Source organism: Hymenobacter glaciei (genome assembly GCF_039539585.1).
Lineage (GTDB): Bacteria > Bacteroidota > Bacteroidia > Cytophagales > Hymenobacteraceae > Hymenobacter > Hymenobacter glaciei.
In genome coordinates, this window is sequence record NZ_BAABDK010000021.1 from 61,759 (window position 1) to 78,183 (window position 16,425).

A 16,425-nucleotide genomic window follows, 5' to 3' on the forward strand; every position below is an offset into this window, starting at 1 on the left:
TATTTACCGGGGTGGTTGCGCCCTGAGTCCTTCGTTCTCCCTCACGGCCCCGCTGCTTGCAGCCTACACGCACTTATCCAACCCTTACTCAATTCATGGCGAAACCAACAGTGGCAATTTTCGGCGGTGGCGTGGCAGGCATGAGCGCTGCCCACGAGCTGGCCGAGCGCGGCTTTGCCGTGGCCGTGTACGAGCGCCAGCCGGAGTACGTGGGCGGCAAGGCCCGCAGCACCCGGGTACCGGGCAGCGCCACGCCCGAGCGCCCGGCTCTGCCGGGCGAGCACGGCTTCCGGTTTTTCCCCGGCTTCTACCGCCACGTTACCGACACGATGAAGCGCATTCCCTACCCCGGCAACCGGCAGGGCGTGTACGACAACCTGGTGATGACCACCCGGATGCTGCTGGGCCGCGGCGGCAAAAAGCCCATCGTCGGCTTGGTAAACTTCCCCAAGTCGGCGGCCGACCTGCGGGTGCTGCTCGACGAGCTGCTGACGTCGGACACGGGGCTGACCGACGCGGACAAGGAGCTGTTCGGGGCGCGGGTGTGGCAGTTGATGAGCAGCTCGTATGAGCGCCGCCAGCAAACCTACGAGCGGGTGGCGTGGTGGCAGTACATGAGCACCGACCGCCAGTGCGGCACCCGCCAGCCCTGCCCCTACGAGGAGTACTGCGTGGGTGGCCTCACCCACTCGCTGGTGGCGGCCCAGCCCAAGCTGATGAGCACCAAAACCGGCGGCGACATTCTCGTGCAGCTGCTGCTGCTCATGGCCAACCCCAGCGCCCACACCGACCGCGTGCTGAATGGCCCCACCAACGACGTGTGGCTGTTTCCGTGGCTGCGCCACCTGCAAACGCTGGGGGTCGAGTACCACCACAACCACCTCACCACCGCCATCCACTGCGACCCGCAGACCCAGCGCATCAGTGGGGCCACGGTGCGAGACCATACCACCGGCACCACTCGCCGGGTGCAGGCCGACTACTACCTCGCGGCGGTGCCGCTCGAGCGCATGGCCCTGCTTGTGAGCCCGGAGATGCTGGCTGTGGACGCCACCCTGGGCTGCATCCACGAGCTGGCCAACCCCAAGCGCCACAGCCTGAACTGGATGAATGGGGTGCAGTACTACCTCAATCAGGACGTGCCGCTCACCAACGGCCACGTCATCTGCATCGACTCGAAGTGGGCGCTTACCGTGATTTCGCAGGCTCAGTTCTGGCCGAAGTTTCCGCTCGGCGGCTACGGCGAGGGCAACGTGAAGGGGCTGCTGTCGGTGGACGTGTCGGACTGGTTCACGCCCGGCCTCAACGGCAAGGCCGCCCACCACTGCACCCGCGACGAAATCATTCATGAAGTGTGGAACCAGCTCGAGGCCGCCCTCAACGGTGGCGGCATGCTGCTCGACCGCAACATGATAATCCGGGCCAACGTGGACGCCGACATCCGACCCGAGGACGGGGCACTGAATAACCCCACCGTGTCGGAGCACGACGCCGAGCCGCTGCTGGTGAACACGGCCAACTCCTGGAGCCTGCGCCCGGAGGCCAGCACCGGCATCGCCAACTTTTTTCTGGCCGCCGACTACGTGCGCACCAACACCGACCTGGCCACGATGGAAGGTGCCAACGAGGCCGCCCGCCGGGCCGTGAACGGCATCCTGGCCGCCAGCGGCTCGGCGGCAGCGCCCTGCCCCATCTGGCCCCTGCACGAGCCCGACATCCTGGCCGTGCTGCGCTGGGAAGACCGCCGCCGCTTCGCCCAGGGCCTGCCCTGGACCAACGAGCTGAGCTGGCTGGGCCGGCTGCTGCACGCGGCCAACCACTTGTACCATCGAATTGTTGGCTTTAAGTAGACTAGAGTTATTTCCGAATAAGCAGAAAACGAAAAAAGCACGTCATGCTGAGCTTGTCGAAGCATCTCTACCGCGCAAATAATTAATTAGTATTGAGGTAGAGATGCTTCGACAAGCTCAGCATGAACTGTATTATTTATGCAAGCGCAAGATGAAAATGGGGGTCAAAATCGCGTTCGTGGGTGAGCAGGGCCCAGGCCTGGCGCAAGAGGCGGGCGGCCACGGCGCACAGGGCCTGGGGCTTGGCTTTGCCGCGTTCGAGCAGGCGCTGGTACAGGGCCTGGCAGGCTGGATTGGCCCGGCTGGCCGACCAGGCCCCGAGGTAGAGCAGTTTGCGCAAGCGTCCGTCGCCGAGCTTGCTCAGCCGGGGCCGGCCGCGCACGCTCGTGCCCGAGGCGTAATGGCGCGGACAGAGCCCGGCGTAGGCCACGGCCTGCCGCCAGCCGGCAAAGGCGCGCAGCCCCGGGCCCGCCAGCAGCAGGGCCAGGGCCACGCGCGGCCCCACGCCGGGGATGGTTTGCAGCCGGGCGTAGTCGGCCCCGCACTGGGCCCGCGCGTCGCGTGCCAGGCTCTTTTCCAAGTCGGCCACCTGTTGGTCCAGGCGGTCCAGCTCCGCTTCCAGGGCCCGGGTGCTGACCGGGTCGGGCCAGGGCGACTGGGCCAGCGCGTGCTGGTGGTTGCCCAGGGCCGTGCGCTGGCCCTTGAGCAGGTCGAGCAAGGCCTGGCGCTGCTGCAGCTGCGTGAGCCAAAGAGCCGTCGGCGCGTGCAGGGCCGGGGTGAAGGCCCGACCGAACTGGCTCAGCAGCTGTGCGTGCGTGCGGTCGGTCTTGCTGCGCCGCAGCTGGCTTTGGGCGAAGCGGCGCACCTGCAAGGGGTTCACGACGCACACCGGCCGCTGGGCCCGGTGCAGGGCGGCGAGCAGGCGCAGGCCGTAGGGGCCCGTGGCTTCGAGCACGCACACGGCCCCGGCCGGCACGGCGGCCAGCAGCGCGCGAAGCCCGGCGGGGTCCTGGGCCAGGCGCTGCACCCCGCCGGGCAGGTCCGCGTCCACGTAGTCCTGGCTAATGTCTATCCCAATGTAATCCATAAAAAAAAGGGGGGGGAGAAGGTGAAACCATGCGAAAGAATGGCGCGCCCGCCCCTTCTCCCGCCATCATTCATCCGGCCTGTAAAGACCACTGAACTGTCCGGGCTCACAGGCGAGCGACCCAACGGGTGCCGGCATGCTGAACGGTCTCCACGACCAATGACCAACTTCGGCGTGGCCCAAAGGGGTGCCACCACAAACATATGATGACCGCCGACCCTATGCCTATGCCCAATTCTACGCTCACCCCGGTGCCGTTTCGCTTCCGCACGCCCTTCATGCTGGCCATGATGGCGCTGGGCATTGCCCTGCTCGTGCACGACAGCTTCACGCACCGGGGCTGGATTACCGCAGCCTACTGGAGCTACGGCCTCTTTGCCGGCTACGCGTTGTACGCCGCCCTGGCCCGCGACGGGCTGGTGGCGCGGCTGCTGGGCTTTGCCCTGGTGGCGGGCCTGGCCGAGCTGCTGGCCGATGCCTACCTGGTGGAGTCGACCAATACGCTGCTCTACACCCGGGCCGAAGCCATGCTCTGGGACTCGCCGCTGTACATGCCGTTTAGCTGGGCCGTGGTGCTCACCCAGATTGGGTACGTGGGCTGGCTGCTGCTGGGGCGGCTTCGGGCCTGGCAGGTGGGGCTGCTGCTGGTGCCCGCGAGCGGCATTCTCATTCCGCTGTACGAAAACTGGGCCATTCGGGCGGGGTGGTGGAACTACCAGCTGGCCCCCGACTGGTGGGGCGTGCCGCGCTACATTTACCTGGCCGAAGCCCTGCTGATGCTGCCCGTGCCGGCCCTGCTGCAGCTGGCGCTGGGGCGCGGCGGGCGTTGGGTGCCGCTGGCCGGGCTGCTGGAAGGCGCGGCCATGCTGCTGGCCTGCTTCGTCGCTTTTACTATTGCCGGTTAAACATGTTTGCCAACATTACCGACTACTTTATTCCCGTTGATTTTGCTGGCAGCCCCGACCTGCGGCGGCGGGTGCGCATCATTATCAACACTGCGCTGCTGACGAGCTTGTTCTCGCTCAATTTCATGCTGCTGTGCTGGTGGGCCCAGCTGATGCCGGGCTTTTATGTGCTGTTGTTCGGGATTATCAGTTTTTTGCTGCTGGTGTTTGGCTACCGCGCCGGGTGGTATTCGCACGTCGTGCTGGGGTATTCGTTCGTGTTCGTCGGCTACATTACGGTGCTGGTGAACTCGGTGTACCAGGGCGGCTACTATGCGCCCACCACCTGGTGGCTGGGGCTGTGCAGCGTGATGGGTACCTTCCTGCTGGGCCGCCAGGCCGGGCTGATTTTCTTTGGCCTGGGCCTGGCCACGGTGCTGGCTTTTTGGGGGCTGGAGCAGCAGCACTACGGGTTTCCGAACCTGGTGCCGGCCGACAAAGCCCAGTTCTGGCACCTCGACATTTTGGCCGGGCTGATGCTGATTCTGGTGGTGGTGGCGCTGGTGTTCGACAACATCAACACCCACACGCTGCGCGCCGTCGGGGCCCAGAACGAGCTGCTCTCGGAGCGTACTGCCCAACTCGAACAGTCGCTGGCCGGCCTGCAGGCGGCCCAGGCCCAGCTGGTGCAGCGCGAAAAGATGGCCTTCCTGGGCGAGCTCACGGCGGGCATCGCCCACGAGCTGCAAAACCCGCTCAACTTCATGAAAAACTTCGCCGAGGTGAGCACCGAGCTGGTTGACGACATCGGCGGCACCCGCCCCGGCGGCACCCTCCGCGCCGCCGGCCTGGAGGGCGAAATCCTGGCCGGGCTGAAGCAGAACCTGCGCGAAATCAGCCAGCACGGGCAGCGGGCCACGTCCATCATCAAGGGTATGCTCGAGCACTCGCGCGCCGGTACTGGCCAGCGCGTGCCCACCGACCTCAACGCCCTGGTCGAAGACAGCCTGCGCCTGGCCTACCAGGGCCTGCGGGCCAAAGACCGCAACTTCAGCGCCGAGCTGACGACCGCGCTCGCGCCGGCTCTGCCCCTGGTAGCGGTGGTGCCGCAGGACCTGGGCCGGGTGCTCATCAACCTGCTCACCAACGCCTTTTATGCCGTGCAGCAGCGCCAGCGCCAACTGTCCACAGAGGCCGGCTACCATTCCAAGGTAACGGTACAAACCAGCGCCGGGCCGGGTGGCGTCGAAATTTGCATCCGCGACAACGGCACGGGCATGAGCGAGGCGGTGCAGGCCAAAATCTTCCACCCCTTCTTCACCACCAAGCCCGTGGGTGAGGGCACGGGCCTGGGCTTGAGCCTGAGCCACGACATCGTGACTACGGGCCACGGCGGCACCCTGCGCGTGGAAAGCCGTGAGGGCGAAGGCACTGAATTCGTGATTAGCTTGCCGGTTTAAAGCGCTGTTTAAACTCGAATTAATTCTACCCGCGAGCCGGAAGTGCTGCGTGGCCCGCTTTGCCTATGCGCTACTTTCTACTGCTCGCGGCCCTGTGGCTGCTTTCCGGGGTTGCCATTGCCGCGCCCTTGCCCGCCGATACGGCTGTGCTCACCATCAGCAGCGTGCCCGACGGGGGCCTGTTGCTGAGCCAGGGCTGGCGCTATCACGTCGGTGACAACTCCGCCTGGGCCCGCCCCGACTTCGACGACAGCGCCTGGGATACCCTCAACCCCACCCGGCCCCGGCGCGAGCTGCCGCGGGCCACGCAAACCGGCATCAGCTGGCTGCGGCTGCGCTTCCGGCTCGGCGACAGCCTGCGGTTGCGGGCACCAGTGCTGGTGCCTTACTACCTGGGGGCCACCGATATTTACGTCAATGGCAAGCTGCTGCGGCACGACGGGTTGCTTAGTGCCGTGCCCACCGATGTGCAGGCGACTAGCTTGCTTCTGGAGCCACTGGAACTGCCAGCCGACGTTGGAACCCGCGGGGGGGTGCTGGCCGTGCGCTTCGCACCCTACCAGGCCCGGTTGCAGCACGGCATGGACAACATGCGCTTTTTTGTCCTGACCCTGCGTACGGAGCGCCAGGTGCGGCAGCGGCAAGCCGAGCATTTATCGGCCCTAGTGGTGTATTACGCTACAGCTGTCGTGTTTTTGCTGCTTGCACTGCTGCATCTGGCCTTTTATCGCTACAATCCGGCCCAACGGGCCAACCGCTTCTTTGCCCGCTACACCCTGGCGCTGGCGCTGGCCGCGCTGGCACTTTACTATATTGAAACCCTGCTCTCGCCCGCGCATGGCGGTTGGGCCGAATGGACCGTGCCCGCGTTCTATGCCTTGATGGTGGTGAGCGCCTTGTACGCTGTGCGGGCTTTGTACGAGTTGTTTGGCCGGCGGCCCGGCCGGCTCTACGCCGGCTTGTGGGCCAGCAGCATAGGCTTTGTGGTGGTGGAAGTATTCTGGCGCTATTCAGCCTTGAGCTTCCTTGCCTTTTTAGGGTTTATGGCCATGGCCACGGCCGAGCAACTGCGTCTGACGGGGCAGGCCTTGCAGCAGCAGCAGCGCGGCGCCCGCATCATTGCAGCGGGCTTTGCTTTTGCCCTTTTATGGCTGCTTGTCACGGCCGCGATGGTTCTGGCAAGCGTCAAGACGTCGCTGGTAGTAAATTACCTCGAATTCACGCTACTCGTCCTACCACCCGCGCTGGGCATCTCGCTCTACTTGGCCCGCGAGTTTGCTCTCGATAGCCAGCTGCTGCAAGTCAAGCTGCGCGAAGTCGAACGCCTTTCGGCCCAAACCCTGGCCCAGGAGCAGGACAAGCAGGCGCTGCTGGAAAGCCAGAACGAAACCCTCGAAACCCAAGTGACGCAGCGTACCGGCGAGCTGCAACGCTCCATCACGAACTTGCACGCCACGCAGGCCCAGCTGATTCAGAAGGAGAAGATGGCCAGTCTGGGCGAGCTCACGGCCGGCATTGCCCACGAGATTCAGAACCCGCTCAACTTCGTGAATAACTTCTCGGAGGTGAGCACCGAGCTGATGACTGAACTGGAAGAAGCCCAAGCCGCCGGCGACGCGGAAGAGGTAACGGCCCTGGCGGTGGACGTGCGGCAAAATCTGACCAAGATTACGGAGCACGGGCGCCGCGCTGCGGCCATCGTGCGCGGCATGTTGGAGCACAGCCGCACGAGCACCGGCGAGCGCGCCCCAACGGACCTCAACCAGTTGGCCGACGAGTACCTGCGCCTGGCCTATCAGGGCCTGCGGGCCAAAGACAAAACCTTCAACGCCAAGCTAGAAACCGACTTTGCGCCCGGCTTGCCCGAAGTGCAGGCGGTGGGTGCGGACCTGGGCCGGGTGCTGCTCAACCTGTTCGGCAACGCCTTTTATGCCGTGCAGCAGCGCCAGCAAACCGGCGAGGCGGGCTACGCGCCCGCCGTTAGCGTGTTGACGCAAAGCCAGAACGGGCATGTGGAAATCCGCGTCAGCGACAACGGCACGGGAATGCCGCCTGAGGTGCAGGCCAAAATCTTTCAACCCTTCTTCACCACCAAGCCTACGGGCCAGGGCACTGGGTTGGGCTTGTCGTTGAGCTATGACATTATTACCAAAGCCCACGGCGGCACCCTCACGGTAAAGAGTGAGCCAGGCCAGGGCAGTAGATTCACCATTTTGCTGCCCGCTTAATCTTCCCTTCCTCATGTCTACCCCAAAGCCTGAGCTGTTGTTGCCAAAATGGGCCGGCCTGCTACTGGCGCTGGCACTGCTGGTGCTGAGCGGCCCACTGGCCGCCCAGAAATCGGCTCCGTACCGCTACTGGGAGGCCGAGGGCGACTCCCTGCGCCGGGTGCTGGCCACCCAACATCAGGATACGGCCCGCCTGCGTACCCTCCAGCACCTGAGCGACCTCGACGACTACACGGCGGCCGCCGACAGGAAGCAAAAGGGCCGCGAGTTGGTGGCACTCACGCGTCGCCTGCGCCGCCCCGATGCGGCCGCCTACCGCTTGCTCTACAGCACGTGGCAGCGCTACGGCCGCAACCAGCACCCGGCCCTTGCCATCGACAGCCTGCGGGCTGCCATCGACGCCTTCGACCGGGTGGGCCGGCCGGTGCCCTACCTGCTGAGCCGGGTGGCCTGGATGTTCACGCAGTTGAAGCAGCAGGAGGAACGGGCCGCCTATTTCCGGACCAAGCTGGCGCTATACCAGTCCCGCGGAGCCCGGGAGAATAGGACCATTTGCCATCATGCGCTGGCCGGGTACTACATCCGCCAGGGCGATTATAACCAGGGCATCAGCCACTACCTGCGCGCCGCCAGCCTGGCCGTGCCATCTCTGCGGCACACCTATGCAAACGAGCTGAAAGTGGTTGGTAGCACGTACGCTGACTGGGGCAACCCGGCCAAGGCGTTGCACTACCTACGCCAGTCGCTAGCCGTGCTCGCGACGCTGCCCCGACACTACGGCTTCGACGCCACCACCTACGCTTACCGCGGCGTTGCCCAGGCCTACCGGCAGCTGCACGACTACCCCGCCGCCCTGCGCTACGCCAATCTGGCGCTGGTCGGCACGCCTGCCGATACCACCCGCAGCTACGCCGCCGGGGTTCCGGCCAACCGGGCCTATGCGCTGGTGCTCAAAAGTGCGGTGCTGCTCGATATGCACCGCCCGGCCGAGGCTGCGCCCCTGTTGGCGCGGGCTCAGCACCTGGGCGACTCGCTCCGGCTGGCTTTTTATAATTCCCAGGGCTATTTCGAGCTGGACGCAACCTGGGCCCGCTACTACACCGCCCGCGCGGAGCCGGCCCGCGCCGAAACCGCCTGGCTGACGGCGTACCGCAAAGCCCGGCAGAGCAATATTGTTCCGCTCCGGCGGGCCTACTTGCGCGAGCTGGCCAACCACTACGACCAACGCGCCCAACCCGCCCTAGCGGCCCGCTACTACCGCGCCGCCACTGCCCTGGCCGACACGCTGGAAGCCGCGCAGGGTGCCCTGCACGTGGCCAACTTCGAGTACGAGCAGGTCGACCAGGCCCAGACGGCGCGCATTGCGCGCCTCCGCGAAAGCCAGCTGCAGGACGCCGCCCGAGCCCGACGCCAGCAAACTATTCTGTGGGCGGTGCTGGGCGGGGCGGTGCTGCTGCTGGGTTTGGCAGGAGTGCTGTACTTCGCTTTTCGGCGCTCGGAGCGCCTGACGCGGCTGGTGACCAACCAGAAGCAGGACCTGCAAAGCCAGCGCGACCAGCTCGATGCCTCGCTCACGGAGCTGCGCGCCACCCAGGCCCAGCTCATTCAGAAGGAGAAGATGGCCAGCCTGGGCGAGCTCACGGCGGGCATCGCCCACGAGATTCAGAACCCGTTGAACTTCGTCAACAACTTCTCGGAAGTGAGCACCGAGCTGGTGGCTGAGTTAAAAGAAGCCCAAGCCGCCGGCGACGCGGCCGAAATGGCGGCACTGGCCGACGACCTGGAACAGAACCTGGGCAAAATCAGCCACCACGGGCGGCGGGCGGCGGCCATTGTCAAGGGCATGTTGGAGCACTCGCGCACGAGCACCGGCGAACGTGCGCCCACCAACCTCAACCAGCTGGCCGAGGAACACCTGCGTCTGGCTTACCAGGGGCTGCGCGCCAAGGACAAAACCTTTAATGCCGCCCTGGAAACGCACTTTGCGCCGGACTTGCCGCTGGTCGAAGCCGCCGGGGCCGACCTGGGCCGGGTGCTGCTCAACCTGTTCGGTAATGCCTTTTATGCCGTGCAGCAGCGCCAGCAAACCGGCGAGGCGGGCTACCAGCCCACGGTGACGGTGACGACGAAACAGCTGCATAATCAGGTTGAAATCCGCGTGGCCGATAATGGTACGGGCATTCCCGCCGACATCAAAGCCAAAATATTCCAGCCCTTTTTCACCACCAAGCCCACGGGCGAAGGCACGGGGCTGGGGCTTTCCCTGAGCCACGACATCATCGCCCAGGGCCACGGCGGCACGCTCAGCGTGGAGAGTGAGCCGGGGCAGGGCACCGAATTCCTCATTAGCTTGCCCAATTAACTCGCCATCAGTAATATCAGCTCGGATGAATACGTACGCTAAATGGGTGTTGCTAATTGGGCTGCTGGCAGCCGCATGGCCGTCCCAGGCCCAGCGGCCCGCTACCCGTGCCGACAGCCTGCAGCAGCGCCTAGCCACCGCGCCAGCCGATACTAACCGGGTGCTGCTTCTGACGCAGCTAGCCTACGAGCTGGCTGAAGTTGATGCCGTGGCTTCGGCCCAACGGGCCCGGCAGGCGTTGCAGCTGGCGCACGAGCTGCACTACGTGCGCGGCGAATGCCAGGCCTACATTCGGCTGGGCGTGGGGCTGCGCAACTCCGGCGATTTTCCGGCGGCCCAGCAGCTGCTGCTGCAGGGCCAGCGCTTGGCCGAAGCCCTGCACGACCAGTCGACCGTGGCCACGGTTTACAATGCGCTGGGCCGGCTCAATACCGAGCAGCGCAAATTTCGGCCGGCGCTGGAGTATTATTTCCGGGCCAAAAAGCTTGGCGAACAAACCAGCAATCGGGCCTTGCTCACGCGGGTAATGGGCAACATCGGCGAAGCCTACTCCAAGCTGGGGCTGCTGGATTCGGCTACCCTGTACCTGCGCGCCGGCTACAAGCTGGACCTGGAGCAGCACGACCGGGTAAGTGAAGTCAGCGACTTGAGCGCCCTGGGTGACGTAGCAGCCCGGCAGGGGCAGCCACAGCAGGCCCGCCAGTATTACCAACGCAGCCTGCGGCGCGCTCGAACCGTGACCTATTTTGTGGCACCGGTGTACCTGGGCCTGGCCGAGTTGGCGCGGGCCGCCGGCCACCCCGACTCGGCGCTCTATTATGCCCGCCGGGCGCTGGCCGCCGGGCAGCAGTATCACAACCCCGCCAATGTGCTCGATGCCAGCGAGTACCTGAGCCGCGCCTACGCGGCCCGGCGCGACAGCGCGGCCGCCTTCCGCTACCTGGCCCTGGCCAACGCCACCCGCGACAGCCTCTTCAGCCAGGCCAAAACCATTCAGATGCAAACCCTGGATTTCAGCGAGCGCCTGCGCCAGCAGGAGCAGGCCGACCAGCAGGCCAAAGCCGCCGCCCGGCAGCGTCAGAACCTGTTGCTGGCCGCCCTGCTCTGCGCCGTGCCGGCCCTCGTGCTGCTGTGGCGATACGGCCGCCTGCAGCGCCGCAGCAACGAGCAGCTGCGCGAGCTGAACGAGGCCGTGACGCAGCAGAAGCAGGAGCTGCAAACCCAACGCGACCAGCTCGACGCCTCCCTCACCGGCCTGCGGGCGGCCCAAACCCAACTCATCCAAAGCGAGAAAATGGCCAGCCTGGGCGAGCTCACGGCCGGCATTGCCCACGAGATTCAGAACCCACTCAACTTTGTGAACAACTTCTCCGAGGTGTCGGCTGAGTTGATGGAGGAGCTGGCCGAGGAGCAGGCCCGCCCGGCCCGCGACAACGAGCTGGAAGCCGAGCTGCTGAGCGACGTGCGGCAAAACCTGGTCAAGATTCAGCACCACGGCCAGCGGGCGGCGGGCATTGTGCGCGGCATGCTCGAGCACTCGCGCTCGAGCACCGCCGAGCGCCAGTCCGCCAACCTCAACCAGCTGGCCGACGAGTACCTGCGCCTGGCCTACCAGGGGCTACGGGCCAAAGATAAAACCTTCCAGGCCGAGCTAAAAACCGATTTCGACCCGGAATTGCCGCGGGTATCGGTGGTGGCCACCGACCTGGGCCGGGTCCTGCTCAACCTGCTCAATAACGCGTTTTATGCCGTGCGCCAGCGCCAGCAGCAGGGTGAAGCCGGCTACGCGCCGCGCGTGACGCTGCAAACCCGGCGCGTGGGGGCGCAGGTCGAAATTCGGGTGATGGACAACGGCACGGGTATCTCGGACGAGGTCAGAGCCAAACTCTTCCAGCCCTTTTTCACGACCAAGCCCACGGGCGAGGGCACGGGCCTGGGCCTGAGCCTGAGCTACGACATCATCACCAAAGGCCATGCCGGCACGCTGCGTGTGGAAAGCCAGCCCGGCCAGGGCAGCACCTTTGCCATCGCTCTGCCCACCTCGCGCCCATGAAACACCTGCTCCTGTTGCTGCTCACGCTGCTCTGCGCGGTCCCGGCCCCGGCGCAAGGCCCTGATACCGCGGTGCTGCGCCTCAACCGCTTGCCCGCCGCGGGCCTGATGCTCAAAGATGGCTGGCACTACCACCCCGGCGACGACCCCACCTGGGCCCGCCCCGACTTCGACGACCGCGGCTGGGACACCCTCAACCCCTACCGGCCCCGGCGCGAGCTGCCCGCCCGCCTGCACACGGGCATTGGCTGGCTGCGGCTGCGCTTCCGGCTCGGCGACAGCCTAAGCCGGCGCGCCCTACTGCTACTGCCCAACGCCAACGGCGCCTGGGAGCTGTACCTCGATGGGCGGCTGGTGCGCCGCGATGGTATCATGCATCCCGACCTTACCCAGGTGCAGCCCAACCCCAACACGTCCGCGCCGCTGGACCTGCCCGGCCTGGGCCGCACGCCGCACGTACTGGCCGTGCGCTTTGCCCCCTATCAGTATCCCCCGTGGCTGCTGGGTGCAGATGCTTACCCGCCGCTCTTCTTCCAGCTATTCACGGAGCCGCAGTTTCGGCGGCAGACCGCCGACCACGCGCAGCTAGGCACCCGGCTTATGGTGCTGGCTGGCATCTTTGGGCTGCTCACCCTGTTGCACCTGGTTTTCTTTCGCTACAACCCCGCCCGACGCGCCAACCTCTATTTTGCCCTTTACGCCGGGTCGCTGGCTCTGTGCTGCTGGCTGCGCAGCTACCTGATGGGTGACACCAACTTTTCGTCAATGGCGCAGTCCCTTGCGTCGCAGCCGGTTTGGGTCGGGTTGCAGCTGCTGAGCTACCTCTGGGTGGTGCGGGCGCTGTACGCGCTGTTTGGCTACCGTCCCGGCCGCCTCTACTACGGGCTGTGGGGTGCCGCTGGCCTGACCCTGGCCTGGGGTGGCCTGTATCTTTTTAACAATGCTGCCTCCAATATCGCGGTAGCCGTATTTATTGGGCTGGCCATCGTTGAACTGCTGCGCCTCACGGTCAAAGCGTGGCGGGAGCGCCAGCGCGGCGTCGGGATTATCGGCACCGGCTTCGCCGTCGGGTTGCTTAGTCTTGTGGCAGGATTCGCGCTGGTAGTGGCCGGAGTCTACTACCCTGTCTTCGCTTCAGTCATGCTAACCTACCTGGCGCCGGCGCTGGGCATCTCCTTGTTTCTGGCCCGCGAGTTCGCCCTCGATGCGCAGCTGCTGCTGCTGAAGCTAACGGAGGTGCAGCAGCTTTCGGCTCAGACCATCGCGCAGGAGCAGGACAAGCAGGCCCTGCTGGCCGCCCAGAACGAAACCCTCGAAACCCAGGTGGCCGAGCGCACCGGCGAGCTGCAACGCTCCCTCACGGACTTGCGGGCCACGCAGGCGCAGCTCATTCAGAAAGAGAAGATGGCCAGCCTGGGCGAACTCACGGCCGGCATCGCCCACGAGATTCAGAACCCGCTCAACTTTGTGAACAACTTCGCCGAGGTCAGCACCGAATTGGTGGAGGAGCTAGCAGAAGAACAGGCGCGCCCGACCCGCGACCCGGCCCTGGAAACCGAGCTGCTGGGCGACCTCAAACAAAACCTGGTGAAAATTACCGAGCACGGGCGGCGAGCGGCGGGCATCGTGCGCGGCATGCTCGAGCACTCGCGCACGAGCACCGGCGAGCGGGCCCCAACTGACCTCAACCAACTAGCTGACGAGTACCTGCGCCTGGCCTACCAGGGCCTGCGCGCCAAGGACAAAACCTTCAACGCCACGCTGGACACGGATTTTGCGCCGGGCCTGCCCTTGGTGGAAGCCGCCGGAGCCGACCTGGGCCGGGTGCTGCTCAACCTGTTTGGCAACGCTTTTTACGCCGTACAAAAGCGCCAGCAAACGGGCGAGGCCGGCTACCAGCCCATGGTCAGCGTGTGCACGAAACGGGTTGCGAACCAAGTGGAAATTCGGGTTAAAGACAACGGCACGGGCATGTCGGCCGAGGTGCAGTCGAAAATCTTCCAGCCTTTTTTCACCACCAAGCCTACCGGCGAGGGTACGGGCCTGGGCCTCTCACTCTCGCACGACATCATCACGCAGGGCCACGGCGGCACGCTGGCTGTCGAAAGCCAGCCCGGCCAGGGCACCACGTTCACCATTTCCATACCCGCTTAACGCTCATGCTGCTTTCCTTCCTGCGGGGCCTCCCGCGCCTGTTGTTGCTGACGGGGCTGCTGGGCAGCGGCGCGGCCCGCGCCCAATCCGCCGCCCGCTACCGCTACTGGGAAGCCTACCCCGATTCGCTGCGGCGGGTATTGGCCGGGCAGCGGGCCGATTCGGCCCGCCTGCGGACGCTCATGCACCTGGCCGATGTAGCTCCCCTGGTGGGACGGGATGCGGACCCCACGGCGGAGGAAACCGCGGAAGCGGCGGCGCTCAGCGTCCGGAGCAACGCGCCTACCGCTTGCTGGCGAGCGGAAACCGGCTGCTCAAAGCCAAAGACCCAGCTGCCGCGCTCGATACACTGGAGGCCGCCGTGGGCGCTTTCGACCGGCTGGGCCGGCCCGTTCCCTTGCTGCTCTCGGCCATGCGCGTGCTCTTCAACGAGTTGAACCGGCCCGAGGCCCGCGGCCGCTACTACCGGGCCAAGCTGGCGTACTACGAGCCGCGCGGGGCCACCGAAAACCTGGCTCCCTGCCACCAGGGCTTGGGCGGCTACTACATGTACCGGGGCGACTACAACCAAGCCCTGAGCCACTACTTGCAGGACGCGGTGCTCTATCGCGCCTTTTATCGCCCTTATTTCTACCGGCAGCTGATTCCGGTCGGCAGCCTCTACGCCGAGTGGGGCAACACGGCCAAGGCCCTGCACTACCTCCAGCAGGCGGTGGCCGGGCTGCGCCGCCAACGCGGCGACAGTTACTATGCCTACAAAACCATGGCCGAAGTGTACTTGCAGCGGCGCGACTACCCGGCGGCGTTGCGCGCGCTCGACAGTGCCCTTGTGCTCCCCATACGCGAAAGCTACCCCCTGGCTACCAAGCAAGCCCACGTCGCTACGCTGCGTAGTGCGGTGCTGCTGGCGCAGGGCCACCCAGAAATGGCCCGACCGTTCCTGCAGACAGCTCAGCACCTTGTCGATTCCCTTCGCCTCCCGCTGGTATCAGCGAGCGGCAACCTGGAATTGGATGCGACCTGGGCGCGGTATTACGGGGCCCAGGGCAACGCGGGCCGGGCCGAGACCCAGTGGCTTTCGGCCTACCGCCAAGCCCGGCAACTCCACAGCACCCCGCTGCGGTTGAGCTACCTGCGCGCGCTCACCCGGTTCTACCAGCAGCACGGCCAGCCCGCCCCGGCTGCTCGCTACGCAGTCGCCGCCCTGGCCCTGGCCGATTCGCTGGACACGAACGAGGGGGCCTTGCATGTGGCCCGTTACGAAATCGAGCAAGCCGAGCGCGCCCAGAGCGCACGCATCGCTGGCCTGCGGCAAGCCCAATTGCTCGATGCGGCCCGCGCCCGGCGCCAGCGCCTGCTGCTCGGGGCCACGCTGGCCGTGCTGGCCTTGCTGGCGGGTCTGGGCTTCGTGCTCTGGCGCGGCAACCGCCGCCAGCAGCGGGCCAACGCCCTGCTCCACCAGCAGAAAGCCGAAATTCAGGCCCAGCGCGACCAAACCAACCAGGCCCTGACCGACCTGCACGCCACGCAGGCCCAGCTTATCCAAAAGGAGAAAATGGCCAGCTTGGGCGAGCTCACGGCCGGCATCGCCCACGAGATTCAGAATCCGCTCAACTTCGTGAATAACTTCTCGGAAGTGAGCACCGAGCTGATGGACGAGTTGCGGGAAGCGCAGGCCGCCGGCGACGCGGCCGAAGTGGCCGCCCTGGCCGAGGATGTAACGCAGAACCTGGTGAAAATCACGGAGCACGGCAAGCGGGCGGCGGCCATCGTGAAGGGGATGCTGGAGCACAGCCGCACGAGCACCGGCGAGCGCGCCCCGACGGACCTGAACCAGCTGGCCGACGAGTACCTGCGCCTAGCCTACCAAGGTCTGCGGGCCAAGGACAAAACCTTCAACGCCACTCTGGAAACCGGCTTTGCGCCGAGCCTGCCGCTGGTCGAAGCCGCCGGGACCGACCTGGGCCGGGTGCTGCTGAATTTGTTAGGCAATGCCTTCTATGCCGTGCAAAAGCGCCAGCAAAGGGGCGAAGCCGGCTATAAACCCACCGTCAGTGTCAGCACCAAATACCTCGGTAACCAAGTCGAAATCCGTGTGGCGGATAACGGCACGGGCATTCCCGACGACATCAGAGCCAAAATATTCCAGCCTTTCTTCACCACCAAACCCACGGGCGAAGGCACGGGGCTGGGCTTGTCGCTGAGCTACGACATCATCACCAAAGCCCACGGCGGAACGCTCAGCGTGGAGAGCCAGCCGGGGCGAGGCACCGAATTCCTCGTCTGCCTACCGGCTTAAGCCGCGGCGGGGCTACCTTTGAAACTCCCTCATCATTCTGCAAATTCAC

General features: G+C 65.6%; 9 protein-coding genes. 8 read left to right on the top strand and 1 reads right to left on the bottom strand.

Going from position 1 to position 16,425, the window contains the following annotated elements; genetic code table 11:
- Positions 1 to 95 precede the first annotated feature (95 nt).
- Positions 96 to 1,850 carry a hydroxysqualene dehydroxylase gene (locus tag ABD837_RS13345; protein ID WP_345055317.1) on the top strand — a complete coding sequence of 585 codons (1,755 nt, stop codon included), beginning with the start codon at positions 96 to 98 and terminating at the stop codon, positions 1,848 to 1,850.
- A gap of 136 nt (positions 1,851 to 1,986) precedes the next feature.
- Here ABD837_RS13345 and ABD837_RS13350 read toward each other — a convergent pair whose 3' ends face one another.
- Complete coding sequence (locus ABD837_RS13350) at positions 1,987 to 2,937, bottom strand: IS110 family RNA-guided transposase (protein ID WP_345055320.1); 951 nt, start codon at positions 2,935 to 2,937, stop codon at positions 1,987 to 1,989.
- Between the two features lie 227 nt (positions 2,938 to 3,164).
- Between ABD837_RS13350 and ABD837_RS13355 the strand changes: the two genes are divergently transcribed.
- The 7 genes from ABD837_RS13355 to ABD837_RS13385 all read left to right on the top strand — a co-directional run bounded on the left by ABD837_RS13355 (position 3,165) and on the right by ABD837_RS13385 (position 16,376).
- Entirely contained in the window at positions 3,165 to 3,842 is a 678-nt protein-coding gene (locus tag ABD837_RS13355) for a DUF6989 domain-containing protein (RefSeq protein ID WP_345055322.1), read from the top strand.
- A gap of 2 nt (positions 3,843 to 3,844) precedes the next feature.
- Positions 3,845 to 5,281, top strand: a complete 1,437-nt coding sequence (locus tag ABD837_RS13360; protein ID WP_345055325.1) for a sensor histidine kinase — start codon at positions 3,845 to 3,847, stop codon at positions 5,279 to 5,281.
- Between the two features lie 65 nt (positions 5,282 to 5,346).
- Positions 5,347 to 7,509, top strand: a complete 2,163-nt coding sequence (locus tag ABD837_RS13365) for an ATP-binding protein (RefSeq protein WP_345055329.1) — start codon at positions 5,347 to 5,349, stop codon at positions 7,507 to 7,509.
- Positions 7,510 to 7,522: 13 nt separating this feature from the next.
- Positions 7,523 to 9,871 carry an ATP-binding protein gene (locus tag ABD837_RS13370; RefSeq protein WP_345055331.1) on the top strand — a complete coding sequence of 783 codons (2,349 nt, stop codon included), beginning with the start codon at positions 7,523 to 7,525 and terminating at the stop codon, positions 9,869 to 9,871.
- A 25-nt stretch (positions 9,872 to 9,896) separates the two neighbouring features.
- The gene (locus ABD837_RS13375) at positions 9,897 to 11,924 is read left to right on the top strand and encodes an ATP-binding protein (protein WP_345055333.1); all 2,028 of its coding nucleotides are present in this window, start codon (positions 9,897 to 9,899) and stop codon (positions 11,922 to 11,924) included.
- Positions 11,921 to 14,077, top strand: coding sequence for an ATP-binding protein (locus ABD837_RS13380; protein ID WP_345055337.1), 2,157 nt, complete (start codon positions 11,921 to 11,923; stop codon positions 14,075 to 14,077). The genes ABD837_RS13375 and ABD837_RS13380 overlap by 4 nt, the downstream gene beginning before the upstream one ends.
- A gap of 289 nt (positions 14,078 to 14,366) precedes the next feature.
- Positions 14,367 to 16,376, top strand: a complete 2,010-nt coding sequence (locus ABD837_RS13385) for an ATP-binding protein (RefSeq protein ID WP_345055340.1) — start codon at positions 14,367 to 14,369, stop codon at positions 16,374 to 16,376.
- Positions 16,377 to 16,425 lie beyond the last annotated feature (49 nt).